Here is a 14996-nt window from a genome sequence, read left to right as displayed (position 1 = left end):
AGTTAGTGGGTGAAGCGAGTATCAAAAGTCCTTCCGATTGAAGCCGCGGAACGCGAATACCAGTGGCACCGCGACCCAGAGCGCCAGGACACTCGAAGTGATGGCGAGACCGGCGCTGGCGCCGAAGAACTGCCGCATCACGGCGCCTGTGTATCCGAGAAGCGCCGACACATCGAATCGCAGCAACAGAGCGACTCGAGCGAGATCGATCGGATTGAGTGTCATGAGCGCCAGCAGCGGCTGCTCCAATGCATGATCGGCAAAGATCATCACGAGCAGCAGCACCACGCCGTCGTACAGCAGGGCTAACGTGAGCCAGAGCACGATGGCGATTCCGAGGCCCTTCATCCTGTCGTCGCTTCGCGCCACAACCAGAAAGGCGATTGCGGTGAAGACTCCTGTGAGCGCGACGCCGATTCCCAGCAGGGCGCCGAGGGTGCCGAGGGCGACGGGGTTGTCGCTGCGATGGACGATCATCGGAACGCCCACGCTCGCGATGAACACGACCGACAGCGGAAGAGCGACGCCCAGATACAGTCCGCCGAAGAGCTGACGCCGCTTTACCGGTTGCGCGAGCAGCAGCTCGATGAATTCTCGCGAGTTGTACTGGTACACGGTCGCGAACACGAGCGTTACAAGCGGCGTGACGAACAGCACCACGTTTACGAGGCTCAAGAGAGCCTTCTCACTGCTGCCGAAGCGTAGCAGCGCGTCTGTTACGACGAGGAAGAAAAGAGCGTAACCGATCAGCCACCGGCTTCTGAGAACGTCCCTCACCTCAAAAGCGGCAATCTTTGCAGTCGGGCTCATGCGGCAGCGCCTCGAATCATCATCTCTGCGATTGCGCGCTCGAGATTGTTCTGCCGGGTGAGACTCTTGATCTCCGCGACAGGACCGGCGAACTCTACTCTGCCGTCGTGAAGAAACACCACATCGTCCGCCAGCTCCTCGAGCTCGCTCATGATGTGCGACGTGAGAATGAAAGTCGTTCCCGACGCTCGCTCCTCCGCGATTCGCGCCTTTAACACGCCGCTGGCGACCGGGTCGAGGCCGGCCGTCGGCTCGTCGAGAATCAGAAGATCCGGGGCGAACAGAAAAGCCATCACCGCATTGATCTTCTGACGTGTTCCGCCGGAAAGTGTCCTCAGCGGCCTCGAAACCTCGCAGTCGAGCCTGAACGCTTCGGCCAATCGCTGGTCCACCGCAACACCAGCGCCCCTCAGGTCCTTCAGCATCTCGAAGAGATCGGTGGCGCTCAGATTGTCGGGGAAGCGCGCGATCTGGGGCATGTAGCCGATGTGAGCTCGGTAATCCTCGCGCCCGTCCACAGGTTTGCCATTCACCCGGATGGTGCCGCCATCAGGGCGAGTGAGTCCGAGAATCGTCTTGATCAGTGTTGTCTTCCCGGCCGCGTTCGGACCGACGATTGCAGTCACGCGATTGCGCGCAATGCTCAGGTCGACTCCATCGAGAACGCAGAGCCGGCCGAACCGTTTTCGGAGCCCCTCGATCTCTACCATCTGAACCGCCGCATTGCCGGTGAAGCGTCAGCGAGCAGCTCGGGCGTCAGCGCGGGGATTATCCGCTCAGCCGTATCGAGCAGTCGTACAAACGGGCTTCGGAGGAGAATTATCGTCGGAGAGTTGTGCGCGACGATCACGGAGAAGAGACGGACTGGGCGAAAGGGCACATCGCCGATTCCGTTTCGATCGAGATCGTAGCCCGCATAGTCCTGCCAGTAGTTGCCCGCGAATTTCGCGGACGGCTGGGTGCTGTTCGTGGAGACGTCGAACGTGTTGTCCGTGAAGTTATTGCGCGTGAAAAGAGCTTCATCCGTGCTTGCTTCGAGCTTTACCGCCCACCCGTTGTCGCTGAACTGGTTCTCGAGCGCCCGCAGTCGATTGGCGCCGTCAGCGACGAGGCCAACCGTGTTACGCGAGAAGACATTCCGCTCGAGGCGGCTGTCACTGATCTCCTTCAGGAGCAGACCGTACGCCGCGCTTCCCCAGTTGTTCTCGAACCGGTTGCCGATCATCTCAACCCGGCGGGTGAACATGACGGCGACACCCGCGCCATTGCTCCGAAAAACGTTCGCCGTGTAGCGGCAGTCATCCGAGAACATGAAATGCAGGCCGTAACGGAGATTCTTTTCACTCACGTTACCGGCAATCGTGCTGTTCCGCACAAACTCGAAGTAGATCCCGTCACGGTGACCCGAAATACGGTTCCGGGCGATGTCGATCTGGCTGGACTGCCAGATGTGGATCCCGTTTCCTGAAGCCATTTCACGCGAATTGCGGCCGCGAACGACATTCCCCTTTATTGAGCACTGGCTGACGCGCGCGAGGTAAATGCCGAAAAAAGCGTCGTCGATGAGATTGTTCTCCAGCGAGCATCCCTTTGCGTTTTCTACTCGCAGCGCCGCCCAGTCTTCGACGAAGCTCGTGCCAACGCGCCGGAAGTGAATGCCGTGGACCGTTACGCTGTCGGCGGTGATAACCATGATCGGCCGTGCCGACTGGCCATCCAGAACCGGAAATCCCTCGCCGGTTATCTCGACCGGCTTCGCGACAACGATCGTTGGCTCGCGGTACACGCCCGTCTTGATGACTATTCGGTCGTGCGGACGAGCCGCGGCTATCGCTGCCGTAATCGAGCGGAGCTTGCCCGACGGGGAGACGGTGATCGTCTGCTGCGCAGATGCACTTCCGCAAACAAGGCAGAGTGCGAACAGAATTGCTGGCGGACGCATCAGGCGGACCGGAAAGTTTCGCCCGCCGCGGACACGGCGTGGCTGTCTTGCGAGGCCCTGCCCTGCCGCAGGCTGTGAATGACCGCGAACAATCCAAGCGCAAACGCGACGCCGGCAAGAATGCCACCGATGCCGGGCAGCGAGACCGCCTCGAAGTTGAGCAGCTGCTTCGTCCCGATCAGAGGCGGCTGATACGACATCCCCGGGATCTTGATGATCGCGGTCGGGTCGAGGTTGTGCCCGTAGTCGTACTCCCATCGCCAGAAATCGATCAGTCCGGCGACCCCGAGGGCAAAAAATCCGGCGAGCCAGGAATAGAGAATTGTCCGCCTCCCCACGGCAGCCACGGCCAGTCCGGAAACGATCAGCGCCCCGACGATCCACGGCATGAACCTGAGCTCCGGAATTGTTTCCGGATCGATCGGCTTCATTCCGATGTAATGGTTCAGGCCGTTGATGTTCTTCAGGTCGTTTTCGGTTGCTCCCTCGATGGTATTGATGCGGATGTTCATCCCCAGTCCTTCAGGATATTGGGGCGCTTTGAGCCGCACCTGCCACAGTGGGAAAAAGAACAACCCTGCGAGCAGCAACGATGAAATCGCGACGAGAGCTCTCGAAAGCGAAGGCATTCCTCTCCGGTTTGGCATGGGTTTCGTCGCGATCATCGGGGCTTGCCCGAGTAGCGCGGGCAGGACGCCGGAGCGTCCGCCCGCCCACCCCGCGCGATCAGCGAGGAGCGCTTGACGCACGTGGAACCTGCTTCATCCGTTCTACCTGCGTCGCGGCCTTTGCACTCACGTTCGCGGACAGCGCGACATTCGAGCCTGCCGGCGACACCCTGATGTAGCCTTGCATCTCCTGGTGGAGCGCCGAGCAGAAATCCGTGCAGTAGAAGGGAAAGACGCCAACCATCGACGGGATCCACTTGATCGTCCTTGTCTCACCCGGCGGGATCACGATCCCCGAGTTGGTCGCGCCCATCACCCCGAAGCCGTGGACGATGTCCCAGTCCTGCTCGATGTTGGTGACGTGAAACAGAACCGTATCGCCGAGCTGCACGCCCTCGAGATTGTCGGGAGCGAAATGGCTTCGGATCGCGACCATGTTGACGTGAACTTTCTTCCCTTCGCGGCGTATCCCACCCGCTGCTTCCGAGGCGGTGATGTCCGGATTCCTGTTTTCGGAAAGCTTATGGAACTTCATGCTGGTTCTTGTGACCAAATCCGCAGGAATCGCCTGAGCGTAGTGCGGCTCTCCCAGTGTCGGGAAATCGAGCAGCATCTTCATCTTGTCGCCGCTGATGTCGATGAGTTGTGCCGACTGCGCGAGCTCCGGCCCTGTCGGCAGATAGCGGTCCTTGGTGATCTTGTTCATGGCCAGCAGATACTTGCCCCACGGCTTCTTGCTGTCGCCGCCCGGAATCATGATGTGGCCGACGGAGTAATACACAGGCATCCGGTCGAGCACCTCCCACGTGCCGAGCTTCCACTTCACGACCTCGGATGAAATGAACATCGAGGTGTACGCGTTGCCCTTTCCGTCGAACTCCGTGTGCAGCGGCCCCAGACCGGGTTTCTGAACTTCGCCCCCGATTGTCGACGCATACTTGAGCACCGGGATCCCATCCACGTCGGATTCGAACTGCTTGTCAGCAATTGCCTTCTGCATCCTGCTGAAGGAATGGACCGGAATCACAGTCGCGAGTTTCCCGCCGGCAACGATGTACTCACCCGACGGATCGATGTCGACGCCATGCGGGGACTTTGGCGTGGGAAGGAAGTAGACCAGCCCCGGACAGTCGCGAGGGTCGAGCATCTTCACTGAAGTCCTGCGCTCGGAGCGGGCCATGCGCGTCTTTTCGTCAAGCACGTTGTGGAAGTAGTCCGACGACGTGGCTTTCGCCTTGCCCTGCGCAACACACTGCTCGGCCTGCCGGTAATTCACCGCGGCAATGAAGTCCTTGTCTTTCTGCGACGCGTTCAGCTCGAGCTTCTCGTACGCCTGCTCTGTGTTGTACATCGTGAAGAAGAACCAGCCATCCGATACGTCCTTGCCTGCATGACCAAGGTCGTAGTTGAACCCGGGCATCATCACCTGGAAGGCAATGTCCATCCTGCCCGGCTGATCCGCGGTGATGAACGACAGCGTGCCCTTGAAGTTCTGCTTGTAGCTTGGAATCGGTACGTCGGCGTTCGGTACCGGAACGCTGAAGCGCGTGGCCGAAATGATGTACTTCGTGTCAGGCGTGGTGAATGGAGATGCATGGCCGCCGCCCGCGTTCGGGATCTGAAGAATCTCAGTCGTCTCGAATGTCTTCAGATCGATTCGCGCGACACGGGGCGTGTTGTTCCCGTTTACGAACAGCCATCGCCCATCCGGCACTCCAGCGGTCTGCGAGAGCTCGGTGTGATGCGTGTCGTCCCACGGAACGAGTCCATAGGTCGTCTGCAGCATCGGCCTGGTCTCTTCACTGTATCCCCATCCGGTTTCCGGATTCTGGGAGAATACACCGATGAGCTTGAGCAGGCGGCCCGAGGGAAGACCATAAGCCATGACCTGCCCGTTGTACCCCCCGGACAGGAACGCGTAGTACTCGTCGTACGTTCCTGGAGCCACATAGACCTTCGAGGCCGCGTTACCGGCGAGCACATCGCTGGTATTCGTTGCGGTTCTCGAGCATGCATAGAACACGGCTATCGCTGCAGCACCGGCGGCAAAGAGCAGCGCCGGCTTCGGAAGGAAAGGAAATCGTCTCATCGCCCTCTCTCTTGGTTTGCGTCCGGTGGATCTCACTCGCGTCGCAGCAAGATCACGCGCGCTTCCACGGCCGAGCATCAGGCGAATTCCGAAGATCCGCTTCGGGAATGTCCATGGCCTCGTAAGGGAAAGGCTTACGTGGCCGGTTGAGGACTGCTCTAGTGCGTTACTGTTTTCCGGTTGTCAGCGCGGAGGAAAAGCGCACCGAAGGCCGCCCAGAGAAATACGCCCACCCAGTGGCCTGACACGATCGCGTCGATGAACGACATCCCGAAAAAGAGCAAGAACACGGTTACGTTCGCGCCAAGCTTCAGGTTCGTCATTAAGGCCTGCGGAGAAAAATGACCATGAAATCGACTGATCCTTGCTTCCTGAGACTGGCTACACACCGCGGGTATTGTTATCGGGCAAACACACGCAAACGCGTGCAGGAAACCCCGATTGTGAGAACTCGCGGAGAATCGCCTCAGCTGTGTCGGAGGTTTCCCCACGGTGATTTCAAGCTTCCCCTGATCTGCCTGGCTGCACTCAACCCGTATCGTCACGAAGTAAGGAACGACCAACCACCGGGATCGGTGCAACCAGCGACACTTCGAGGAATGCGGACATGCTCAGATTACGCGACATAATGACTCGACGGGTGATGACTCTCGAGCCGCAGATGACCCTCCGGGAAGCGATGGAGATTCTCACCGCGCGACATGTGAGCGGCGCACCCGTCGTTTCAGGACAGCGCGTCGTCGGGGTGATTTCGGCCGGCGATCTCCTGTCCTTTGCCGCGACCCCGCCGCGTGACGACCAAGCCCGGCCGGAACGGGTTCCCGCCGGCGAGTGGAGTGAAGTCCCCGAATGGAACGAGATCCCCAATCTCGGCGATGACGATGACTCACATTCCTTCTTTACCGATATGTGGGACGAGCACACTGAAGAGACGGACGAGGTAATCGACAGTCAGGGCAAGTCCTCGTCGGACGTGCTATCGAACCACCTGGTAGAGGACGTGATGACCAAGACCATTCGGTGGCTGTCCCCCGACGCTGACGTGAGAAGCGCGGCCGACATGATGCGCGAGTACGGCATCCATCGCGTTCTGGTCTTGAATCGCGGCCACCTCGTGGGTTTGGTTTCGGCAATGGACATTGCCCGGGCGGTGGCCGAGAGGCAGCTCCCGAATCGCAGCTTCGTGTTCGACAAGACCAGCTGACGGCAGCCGACCCGCTCGCCGCCTCAACCGCTCAATAAGCCCGGTGGCGACGTCGGGAGAAATCCATTCGTCAAAACGCTGAACGGTGCTTTGGAACGAGGAGCACCGAGCAGCCGGCCGAGCGAGCGACTTTCAACGCGATACCTGCGCCGGGGGCAACTGAGAATGGGCTCCGGCGCTTCACACCGAGCACGATCAGGTCTGCAGCGTTGCGCTCCGCGAACCGATTGATCTCGCGTGCTGCTTCGCCGTGCTCGATGGCAAGAGTCGGCCGGACTCCAGGAAGCGAAGCAAGTGCTGCCACCAGCTCGCCGTACGCTCTGGCCACATCGCCGCGATACTCATCGTCGAATTCCGCCCAATCAATTCCGAAAGATTCGGAACGGGGAGTCACGTGCACGACGGACACCTCTTCCGGCGAGCCAAGAAGCTCGAGCGCGCTGACAAGCTCGCCGCGATCTGACTGATCCAGGTCGAGCGCGAGGATAACGCGCCTTGGAAGGCGTACAAGGGACGGCGAAGCCACGAGCACCGGCCGTTGGACAACCCTGGCGAGGTTACTCGAGGTTTCCTCTCCGAGCAGACGGTCGATCATCCCGTGCTGCCCCGCGCCGATAATGATGAGGTCCACCTCGCGCTCCTTCGCGACCTCGGCAATTACCCTTGCCGGCTTTCCCACCAATATCTCGGTCGACCACCGTCCAAGGCGCCCTCGCGTCAGGAGCTGCTCCACCATGTCGGCGCGCAGCGCATCCTTTGTCGATTCTTCGACACCCGGGGTTGGAATCGTCGTTCCCGGAATTTCGGCGACAGGAGGGAATGGCTCCACAACGGAGAGCACGTGGACTCGTGCGTGGGTTTGCGCCGCAATCAGCTCTGCGGCTGTGTAGGCTGCGTGCGATCTCTCGGATCCGTCGGTTGCAACGAGTATTACGGCGCGACGCACGGGCGAGTGACGCTTCGCCGGCATCTCGCGCGCGATGGGACCGTTGGCAATGGCGTTCATGACTCCCCTCCCCCTATGTGTGCTACTGCGTCGGGACCTCAGCCGATTTTTGGGCTGCGGCCAGTCGCTGTGCCGAGGCCAGCGCCTGCGGGCTGACGAAGATCTCGAAGTGAATGTGAACCTTGTTCGCTGTCCGTAGAACTCCGAACCACGGTCGCGGCGGGACGATTCCGAAGTCGGTCATGAGAATCGGCACCGTTCCGCGGGCTCGTCGCGTGCCGTCCGGGAGATTCTCCGTCTTGACCGTCATCCGCACGGGACGCTCGGCGCCGGCAACGATCATCCTGCCGATTGCCTCGACCATCAGGTTATCACCCACCACTGATGGAGTGATCTCGAAGTCGGCGACTATGTAGCCGATTGCCGGCGGCTTTGGCGCTTTGAGCGCGTCGTACATGTTCGCTTCCATGTGGCGGTCGCCGCACTTGAGTCCCCTCACCGGAACAATCACGTCGACTCCGCGAAGCGAGCGTGCAATTGCGGCATTGTCGTTGCTGTCGACACTCGACGCATCCACGGCGATGAGAGCTTCGAGTGCGGTCGCCTTGCAAGTCCAGTCCCGCACGTTCGAGCTTCCCTCGAGCCAGACCTTGCTGTCGGCGCGTACCGGAAGCCGCAGAGTCCCGGACTTTTCCTGGGCAGAAGCGTCTCCGGCAATCAGCGCCAGTGCGCCGACGAAGACGAGCAATAGCTTGATGAATCTCATACGATCAGAGTACAACTCAGGGCGTTCGTCAGGAGTCAGGCGATGTTTGCGACTCTTGTAAGGGAAATTCCTCCAGGCTGCGGGAGCGCCACGGAGTGTCCACCTGCGAATGACTTCAAGGATGGATCCTCAGTCCGATGCGGGAGCGATAAGCACCGGTATCCGTGATCGTCGAACCAGACCCGTAGATACGCTGCCGAGGAAGAAGCAGGCGACACGCGACAAGCCGTGCGTGCCGGCAGCGAGAAGGTCGGCTCCGACGCGCTCGCAGAATTCCTCAAGTGCCGGGACTGGCATTCCATTCAGCATGACAGTCTCGACAACGACTCCGGCCGGAACCCGAAGATCATCGAGTACGCGCCTGAAAAGAACCAGGACCTCGCCCGGGTAGTGCTGCGCGACCGGAGCAATCGTGGCACCGGGGAATAGATCGATGGGCTCCTCGACGTACACGAGATATAGGGTCCCTCTTTCCTTGCCGAGCATCTCCAGCGCCAGCCGCGCCGCTCGTTTGCTCGCCGGTCCGAAGTCAATAGCCACGACAGCCGTCGCCGGCCTCTCCATCCCGGTATCCACGACCAACACTGGTACGGATGAGCAGCGCATCACTTGCAGCGTTGTCTCACCGGTCACTAGACGATCTATCACTCCGCGTTGCGTCTTCCCCAGAAGAATCAGGTCCGCCCCGCGTCTTTCCGCCACCTTTGCGATCTGTGCTGCAGCATTACCTATCACGACTTGTCGCGTCCAGCCGGCTCTCTCGGCAGCTGTGCCAATCGCATCCTGGATCGCCGCGTCGCGCAATTGTCGTCGGAGGTTTTCAACCTGGGAAGGAGAGTGATCGCCTCCGAGCTCGAGCTTGTATGACGACATCGGCTGCAGAACGCTCACCACGTGCACTGCGCACCTCTTCGCGGCGGCTATGACGCCGGCTGTCTCCAGCGCGGCATTAGAAGCGGATGAGCCATCGAACCCGACGACGACACCACCGGTCATCGGCGTTTCGTATTGCCATTGCTGCTCGGTGCCCTGGAGAGGCGTGGTCCGGGTTATCATGGGATCCTCGACGATGGCGATTCTCGTTCGCGATGAGCACACCGGTGAGTGTGCGCGGAACCACCTCGAAGATCGTCGCCCGGGGAGCCACCTACAGTCGGCGGAAACCCGAATTCCTGTGAGGTAACACCGCGCAGTGTCCCGGAATCATCACGGGTTTCCCTGACAGTCGTTCCTGAAAATCTCTGACTGCGATCGCGACGCCTGCCCAGCACCTTCATTCCATCGATCTGCTTACAGGTGAAACGCGTGAACTCAACACGCTCGACTCGAGGCACGAAACAGCCGAAAGACAAGGTAGTATTCCGCGAGCTCGGCGATGACGAGATACGCGCGCTGCTCGCGCGAAATCACGTCGGCAGGCTTGCGTTCTCGTTTCACGATCGCGTGGACATCCGGCCAATCCACTACGTCTACCGCGACAACTGGCTCTACGGCCGAACTTCCCCGAGCGACAAGCTCATGACCTTACGCCACAACCAGTGGGTCGCGTTCGAGGTTGACGAGGTTCGCGGGCCTTTCGACTGGGAGAGCGTTGTCGCGCACGGCAGCTTCTATCAAGTCGGGAAGGAAGGAACGCCCCAGCACCTGGAGCTGAAGCAGGAAGCGCTCGAGCTCGTTCGCGATTTTGCGCCTGAAACGTTCCGTGAAACGGATCCCGTTCCATTCCGTACCGAGCTCTTCGCAATTGCAATTGACAGTCTGAGCGGCCGGGCGGCGAGCACCCGATGATCCCGACCGCAGCAATCTCGTCCTCCTGACCGCAATCAACAGAGGAGACCGTATGTACCGCGTTATCATGGTGCCCGTGGATGGATCTGCCTTCTCCCGTGAGGCTGTGTTTCAGGGACTGCGACTTGCCCGGAAATCGGGAGCTCGGCTGCGGCTGGTTCGCGTTGCACCCGGTCCGATTATGTCCGGCGGGCCCGACACGATGGCCCTCGAAAGTGCAGCCTGGACAATCGAGCGCGACGATTTGCGCACTCAGCTCTATCGCCTGGCCGCCGAGTGCAAATCGAACTCGAACGTCGAGATATCCGCGACGGTCGAGGAAGGACCCGTTGCGGACGCCCTTCGCGGCCATGCGCTCCGCCACGGAGTTGACCTTATCGTCATGGCGACGCACGCGCGGCGCGGAATATCGCGGGCATTCCTCGGCAGCGTTGCTGATCAGCTCATCCGCGAGTCGGGAATCCCCGTGCTCGTAGTGCGTCCGCCTTCGCTCGCCACGGAGCTCATCGACGGTCCCTGCTACAAGCGCATCATTGTTCCTCTCGACGGTTCATCGCTTGCCGAACGAAGTCTCCAGTTCGCTGTCGCCCTGGCGAAAATCGAGCACGCGCAACTGACTCTTCTGCGAATCGTCACGCCCGAGAAGACGGCTCCCGCACAACCAGGAGCCTGGATTGCCCCGCGCAGGGCAGCAGGCATCGATGAGGCAGAGCGCTACCTCGCAAAAATGCGAATCGCGCTGGTTGAGCCCGGTCTCCACATCCACTCAGCCGTAGTCGTTGCCGACGATGTCCCGCGAGCAATTGCCGGTTTTGCTCAGGCAAGCGACGAAGACCTGATTGCAATCGCGACACATGGCCGTGGGGGCATTGCGCGAGCGATCATCGGCAGCGTTGCCGACCGCGTGATGAGTGAGGGACTGCTGTCGATGCTCGTCGTTCATCCGTCGGAGCTGCCGGTTCGCGAGCGTGTTCTCCAATCGCCTCACGCGCTTTCAGCAGCTTTCGCCTGACCCGGACGGAAGGTGCACACCGATAAGCTGCCACCCCGTCGAGCCTGGCAGAGCTGGCTGAGGGCGGGGTGGCTGCCGTTCGTCACCATCGCATTTGTTGCACTGGGCACGCTGGTCGTGATTGGGGACGCGAGTCCTGCCGCAGCCGAGGTTGTCTGGTGGCTCGGCCTCCTGATTGTCGGGACGCCGCTGGTGTTGCAGACAGCGCGAGAAGTTGCGTCTGGCCGCTTCGCAGTCGATCTCGTCGCAACGCTTGCCATACTGCTCGCGCTGATTCTGTGGCAGCCCCTCGCCGGTCTTGTGATCGTGCTGATGCAATCCGGAGGCGAGGCGCTGGAGCGGTATGCTGAGCGCAAGGCGACCGATGCAGTGCGAGCTCTCGAGGACGCCGCTCCGCGCCTGGCTCATCGCATATCCGGCAGGTCGGTGGACGATATCGAAGCAGGCGACGTACGAGTTGGCGATCTGCTGCTGATCCGCCCCGGAGAGCTGATTCCATGCGATGGCATCGTCATCACTGGACGCTCACATATCGATGTTGCGAAGCTCACCGGTGAGCCGCTCCCTGTGACCGTGGTTCATGGATCACGGGTAATGAGCGGCAGCCTCAATCAGGAAAGTCCACTCGAGATCGAGGCGCTCGCTCCCGCGAGTGAGAGTCAGTACGCACGAATCGTCGAGCTCGTCCGCTCGGCGCAGGCGAGCAAGGCTCCGCTTCAGCGCCTCGCCGATCGATACGGCGTCTGGTTCACACCGCTCACGCTGGTTGTTTGCCTCGTTGCGTACGCGATCTCGGGGGATCCAGTTCGCATTCTCGCGATCCTCGTCGTCGCGACGCCTTGCCCGCTGCTTCTCGCTGTACCTGTTGCAATGATCGGTGGAATCAACTCTGCGGCCAGGCGCCAGATCATCATCAGAAATGGCACGGCCCTCGAGAATCTCGGACAGCTGACGACAGCCGTGTTCGACAAGACGGGGACTGTGACGGTCGGACGGCCGCAGGTGCGACGCGTGATTCGCATCGGTTCGCTGCCAGATTCAACGATCCTTCGTCTTTCTGGGGCGGTCGAGCGAGGCTCCAGTCATCTTCTGGCTCGAACGCTCGTCGAAGCCGCCGAGCAGGCCTATGGTCCACTGCCCCTCGCGACCGATGTGCACGAAGATGCTGGTCGCGGCGTAAACGGGCTTGTCGAGGGTCACGCCGTCACCGTTGGCGCTGCTTCATACGCATTGGATCGCTATCCCGTGGTGCGCGCCGCGCTCGATTCGCTCAACGACCAGGGAGAGGGGCTGAGGGCATATGTGGTCGTTGACGGACGGCTCTCTGGAATCATCGAGTACGCGGATCGAGTTCGGCCAGGGATTCCAGATCTCCTTTCTGCGCTACGCCGGCTGGGCGTGAAACGGGCGCTCCTCCTTTCCGGCGATCAGTACTCGAACGTTCGCTCTGTTGCCGACGAGATTGGGATTCGCGAAGCCGCAGGGGATTTGCTGCCGGAGCAGAAAGTCAACGTGGTGCGGGATCTCGTGAAAGCCGGAGAGCGTGTAGCGATGATCGGCGACGGAACCAACGACGCTCCGGCACTGAGCACCGCCACTGTCGGGATCGCTCTGGCCAGCCAGGGCGGTGGAATCACTGCGGAAGCGGCCGACGTCGTGATCCTTGTGGACGACATCTCACGCGTGGCGGAAAGTGTGCGCATAAGTCAGAGAACGATGCGCATCGCCCGGCAGTCGATCTGGTTCGGCCTGGGCCTGAGCGCGGGCGCCGCGGCGATTGCGGCGCTCGGAGGAATTACTCCGGTTCAGGGAGCGCTGCTTCAAGAGGTGATCGACGTGGCAGTGATACTGAATGCCTTGCGCGCAAGCAAGCCACTCGAAAGTGCAGAGGCTATCTCTACCAGACCGGTGAGACCTATGAGGCCGGTTGGAGAATCTCGGTTGTCTCCCGCCGCTTAACGAAGAAAACTCCCGGTCGCATCGGTCTTCCTGTTCATTGACGCTTCAGCTGTAACGATGTGGAGCGAAGCGGCACTCCACGGGCGGTTTACTTGTTCAGCAAGCCGAGCTTGAGAGCGAAGTCCACGTAGTCTGACCGATGCGCGAGCCCGAGCTTCTCGTTGATTCGCTGCTTGTACGTATCGACGGTCTTCGGGCTGATGAAGAGCTTCTCGCCGATTTCCGGGGCACTGAAACCGCCCGCAACGTATCGCAGCACATCGCGCTCACGCTCGGTGAGCTTCTCGTACTTCTCGCGCTCGTCGGCGTGCTCCGACTTGCGCTGTATTCCCTTCGCAAGAGCGCGTGTTGCCGACGGCTGCATGTAAACGTCCCCATGCGCGACGGCTCGCACCGCGTCGACCAGTTCGCGATCGGCCGCACTTTTGAGGAGGTATCCCTGGGCGCCCGCCTCGAGGACCTTCACCAGGTACGCATCCTCTGAGTGCATCGTGAGGATCAGGATCCTGGCGCGCGTTTCGTTCCCAACCAGCTCCTTCGTCGCGGTGATGCCGTCCATCTCGCCCATCGACAAGTCCATGACGACGACATCGGGATTCAGTCGCTCGACCATCGCGACCGCATCGCGACCATTCGACGCTTCACCAATTACCTGGATGTCCTTCGCGCTGCTGAGAACCGCCTTGACGCCGGCGCGGACGACGGCGTGGTCGTCAGCGAGGACGACTCTAATCAGGTCAGTCGTCATCAATTCTCGTCTGTAGGACGGAGCTCGGCCGTTACCTTCGTGCCGCCATTCTGCTCGCTGGCAATTCGCATCACACCTCCGGTCAACGCGACGCGGTCCCTTATCGTCGCCAACCCATTGCCAGAATTATCGACCATCGAGTCGCCGCTGTCCAATCCCTGATTGTTGTCGCTGACCTCGAGACAGATAGCGCCGTTGCTGGAATACAGCAGGATCTCCGCTGTACCGTCCGCGGCGCGCGCTTCGGCACTTTTCAGTGATTCCTGGGCAACACGGAACAAGGTTGCCCCGACGGCTGCGGGCACCTGCTTCTGCCCGATGTTCGCCGTAACCTTCACCTTGAGACCGCTTCGCTCACCGGTCTGATGCGCAAGCTCCTCCAGAGCGATGACGAGCCCGAGATCGTCTGCCATTCGCGGATGCAGCGATTGCGAGATGTTGCGCACTTCCTCCATGACTTTTCCGATCATCCCGCGGGCGGTGGCGAGACTGTTCTTCATCGCGGGGTCGGAAGTCCCTGCGTCGGCCGCGCTGAGCTGAAATCGTACCGCGGCCAAGGTCTGCGCGATCGACTCGTGAAGCTCACCCGCTATTCGCGAGCGCTCGGTGTCCTGGGCCGTGACGACCTCGACGCCTAGCTTCTGAATGCGACGCCGCTCCGCCGCCAGCGAATCGAGCAGCTCGTTTACCGTGTCGGACAGACGGGCGAGCTGCGGATCCGCCACGAGTGACGGACGCGCGCGCGCGGCGAAGTCCCCGGCCGACACGCGGTCGGCAACCTCCTCGAGGTGATTGATCGGACTGAGAGCAAGCCGAACAAGGAGAAGGTTTACGATGCACACTACGGTCAGCGCAGCAAGTACAACGACCAGCTGCCCCTGGCTCTCGCCCCACAGGCCACCACCGACGAGCGCCAGCACGACAGCTATGATCAGCGCGTTTGCGCCCAGTACTTTGAGGACGAGCGGAATGCGCAGCACGCTCTTGAGGATTCCGGTGAAGCCCATATTGGCGGGTTTCCAGAAAGTGTGGCGGATCCCGGGAATAGTTGTGGATGTCATATG

Annotated in this window: 15 protein-coding genes; 4 read left to right on the top strand and 11 right to left on the bottom strand. The window is 60.8% G+C overall.

Going from position 1 to position 14996, the window contains the following annotated elements:
- Positions 1 to 21: 21 nt before the first annotated feature.
- The 6 genes from VES88_00835 to VES88_00810 form a co-directional block, all read right to left on the bottom strand.
- A complete protein-coding gene (locus tag VES88_00835; GenBank protein HYN80018.1) occupies positions 22 to 810 on the bottom strand; it encodes an ABC transporter permease subunit in 789 nt (262 codons plus the stop codon).
- Positions 807 to 1520 carry an ABC transporter ATP-binding protein gene (locus tag VES88_00830; GenBank protein HYN80017.1) on the bottom strand — a complete coding sequence of 238 codons (714 nt, stop codon included), beginning with the start codon at positions 1518 to 1520 and terminating at the stop codon, positions 807 to 809. Before VES88_00830 ends, VES88_00835 begins: the two co-directional genes overlap by 4 nt.
- Positions 1514 to 2752 (bottom strand): nitrous oxide reductase family maturation protein NosD, encoded by a 1239-nt coding sequence (locus tag VES88_00825; protein ID HYN80016.1) that lies wholly within the window; start codon positions 2750 to 2752, stop codon positions 1514 to 1516. The genes VES88_00830 and VES88_00825 overlap by 7 nt, the downstream gene beginning before the upstream one ends.
- On the bottom strand, positions 2752 to 3501 hold the full coding sequence (locus VES88_00820) for a hypothetical protein (GenBank protein ID HYN80015.1): 750 nt from the start codon (positions 3499 to 3501) through the stop codon (positions 2752 to 2754). The genes VES88_00825 and VES88_00820 overlap by 1 nt, the downstream gene beginning before the upstream one ends.
- Positions 3479 to 5509 (bottom strand): Sec-dependent nitrous-oxide reductase, encoded by a 2031-nt coding sequence (gene nosZ / locus VES88_00815; protein ID HYN80014.1) that lies wholly within the window; start codon positions 5507 to 5509, stop codon positions 3479 to 3481. Before nosZ ends, VES88_00820 begins: the two co-directional genes overlap by 23 nt.
- A gap of 158 nt (positions 5510 to 5667) precedes the next feature.
- Positions 5668 to 5832 (bottom strand): hypothetical protein, encoded by a 165-nt coding sequence (locus tag VES88_00810; GenBank protein HYN80013.1) that lies wholly within the window; start codon positions 5830 to 5832, stop codon positions 5668 to 5670.
- A 284-nt stretch (positions 5833 to 6116) separates the two neighbouring features.
- On the opposite strand from VES88_00810, the gene VES88_00805 reads away from it, so the two are divergent.
- Positions 6117 to 6713, top strand: coding sequence for a CBS domain-containing protein (locus VES88_00805; protein HYN80012.1), 597 nt, complete (start codon positions 6117 to 6119; stop codon positions 6711 to 6713).
- 70 nt (positions 6714 to 6783) lie between these two features.
- On the opposite strand, the gene VES88_00800 is transcribed toward VES88_00805, so the two are convergent.
- From VES88_00800 to VES88_00790, 3 genes are all read right to left on the bottom strand, one after another.
- Positions 6784 to 7719, bottom strand: coding sequence for a universal stress protein (locus VES88_00800; GenBank protein HYN80011.1), 936 nt, complete (start codon positions 7717 to 7719; stop codon positions 6784 to 6786).
- Positions 7720 to 7741: 22 nt separating this feature from the next.
- Complete coding sequence (locus VES88_00795; protein HYN80010.1) at positions 7742 to 8425, bottom strand: hypothetical protein; 684 nt, start codon at positions 8423 to 8425, stop codon at positions 7742 to 7744.
- Between the two features lie 129 nt (positions 8426 to 8554).
- Complete coding sequence (locus VES88_00790) at positions 8555 to 9481, bottom strand: universal stress protein (protein HYN80009.1); 927 nt, start codon at positions 9479 to 9481, stop codon at positions 8555 to 8557.
- A 249-nt stretch (positions 9482 to 9730) separates the two neighbouring features.
- On the opposite strand from VES88_00790, the gene VES88_00785 reads away from it, so the two are divergent.
- The 3 genes from VES88_00785 to VES88_00775 are packed head-to-tail and all read left to right on the top strand — an operon-like array spanning position 9731 to position 13184.
- On the top strand, positions 9731 to 10213 hold the full coding sequence (locus tag VES88_00785; GenBank protein ID HYN80008.1) for a pyridoxamine 5'-phosphate oxidase family protein: 483 nt from the start codon (positions 9731 to 9733) through the stop codon (positions 10211 to 10213).
- A gap of 52 nt (positions 10214 to 10265) precedes the next feature.
- Positions 10266 to 11225 (top strand): universal stress protein, encoded by a 960-nt coding sequence (locus VES88_00780; protein ID HYN80007.1) that lies wholly within the window; start codon positions 10266 to 10268, stop codon positions 11223 to 11225.
- Between the two features lie 12 nt (positions 11226 to 11237).
- A complete protein-coding gene (locus VES88_00775) occupies positions 11238 to 13184 on the top strand; it encodes a heavy metal translocating P-type ATPase (GenBank protein HYN80006.1) in 1947 nt (648 codons plus the stop codon).
- Between the two features lie 88 nt (positions 13185 to 13272).
- On the opposite strand, the gene VES88_00770 is transcribed toward VES88_00775, so the two are convergent.
- Positions 13273 to 13932: a response regulator transcription factor gene (locus VES88_00770; GenBank protein HYN80005.1), complete on the bottom strand. Its 660-nt coding sequence runs from the start codon at positions 13930 to 13932 to the stop codon at positions 13273 to 13275.
- Complete coding sequence (locus VES88_00765) at positions 13932 to 14993, bottom strand: histidine kinase (protein HYN80004.1); 1062 nt, start codon at positions 14991 to 14993, stop codon at positions 13932 to 13934. Before VES88_00765 ends, VES88_00770 begins: the two co-directional genes overlap by 1 nt.
- Positions 14994 to 14996: the final 3 nt, after the last annotated feature.

This window comes from Gemmatimonadaceae bacterium, assembly GCA_035633115.1.
Classification (GTDB): Bacteria; Gemmatimonadota; Gemmatimonadetes; order Gemmatimonadales; family Gemmatimonadaceae; genus UBA4720.
The sequence above is the reverse complement of the archived record's forward strand: the minus strand, read 5'-3'. Positions and strand labels throughout refer to the sequence as shown.

What these genes read in the sequence shown, in the direction of transcription:
- VES88_00805 (HYN80012.1), top strand. Translation starts at nt 6,117, where the DNA reads ATGCTCAGATTACGCGACATAATGACTCGACGGGTGATGACTCTCGAG.
- VES88_00770 (HYN80005.1), bottom strand. Translation starts at nt 13,932, where the DNA reads ATGACGACTGACCTGATTAGAGTCGTCCTCGCTGACGACCACGCCGTC.
- VES88_00830 (HYN80017.1), bottom strand. Translation starts at nt 1,520, where the DNA reads ATGGTAGAGATCGAGGGGCTCCGAAAACGGTTCGGCCGGCTCTGCGTT.
- VES88_00780 (HYN80007.1), top strand. Translation starts at nt 10,266, where the DNA reads ATGTACCGCGTTATCATGGTGCCCGTGGATGGATCTGCCTTCTCCCGT.
- VES88_00800 (HYN80011.1), bottom strand. Translation starts at nt 7,719, where the DNA reads ATGAACGCCATTGCCAACGGTCCCATCGCGCGCGAGATGCCGGCGAAG.
- VES88_00795 (HYN80010.1), bottom strand. Translation starts at nt 8,425, where the DNA reads ATGAGATTCATCAAGCTATTGCTCGTCTTCGTCGGCGCACTGGCGCTG.
- VES88_00825 (HYN80016.1), bottom strand. Translation starts at nt 2,752, where the DNA reads ATGCGTCCGCCAGCAATTCTGTTCGCACTCTGCCTTGTTTGCGGAAGT.
- VES88_00765 (HYN80004.1), bottom strand. Translation starts at nt 14,993, where the DNA reads ATGACATCCACAACTATTCCCGGGATCCGCCACACTTTCTGGAAACCC.
- nosZ (HYN80014.1), bottom strand. Translation starts at nt 5,509, where the DNA reads ATGAGACGATTTCCTTTCCTTCCGAAGCCGGCGCTGCTCTTTGCCGCC.
- VES88_00835 (HYN80018.1), bottom strand. Translation starts at nt 810, where the DNA reads ATGAGCCCGACTGCAAAGATTGCCGCTTTTGAGGTGAGGGACGTTCTC.
- VES88_00810 (HYN80013.1), bottom strand. Translation starts at nt 5,832, where the DNA reads ATGACGAACCTGAAGCTTGGCGCGAACGTAACCGTGTTCTTGCTCTTT.
- VES88_00790 (HYN80009.1), bottom strand. Translation starts at nt 9,481, where the DNA reads ATGATAACCCGGACCACGCCTCTCCAGGGCACCGAGCAGCAATGGCAA.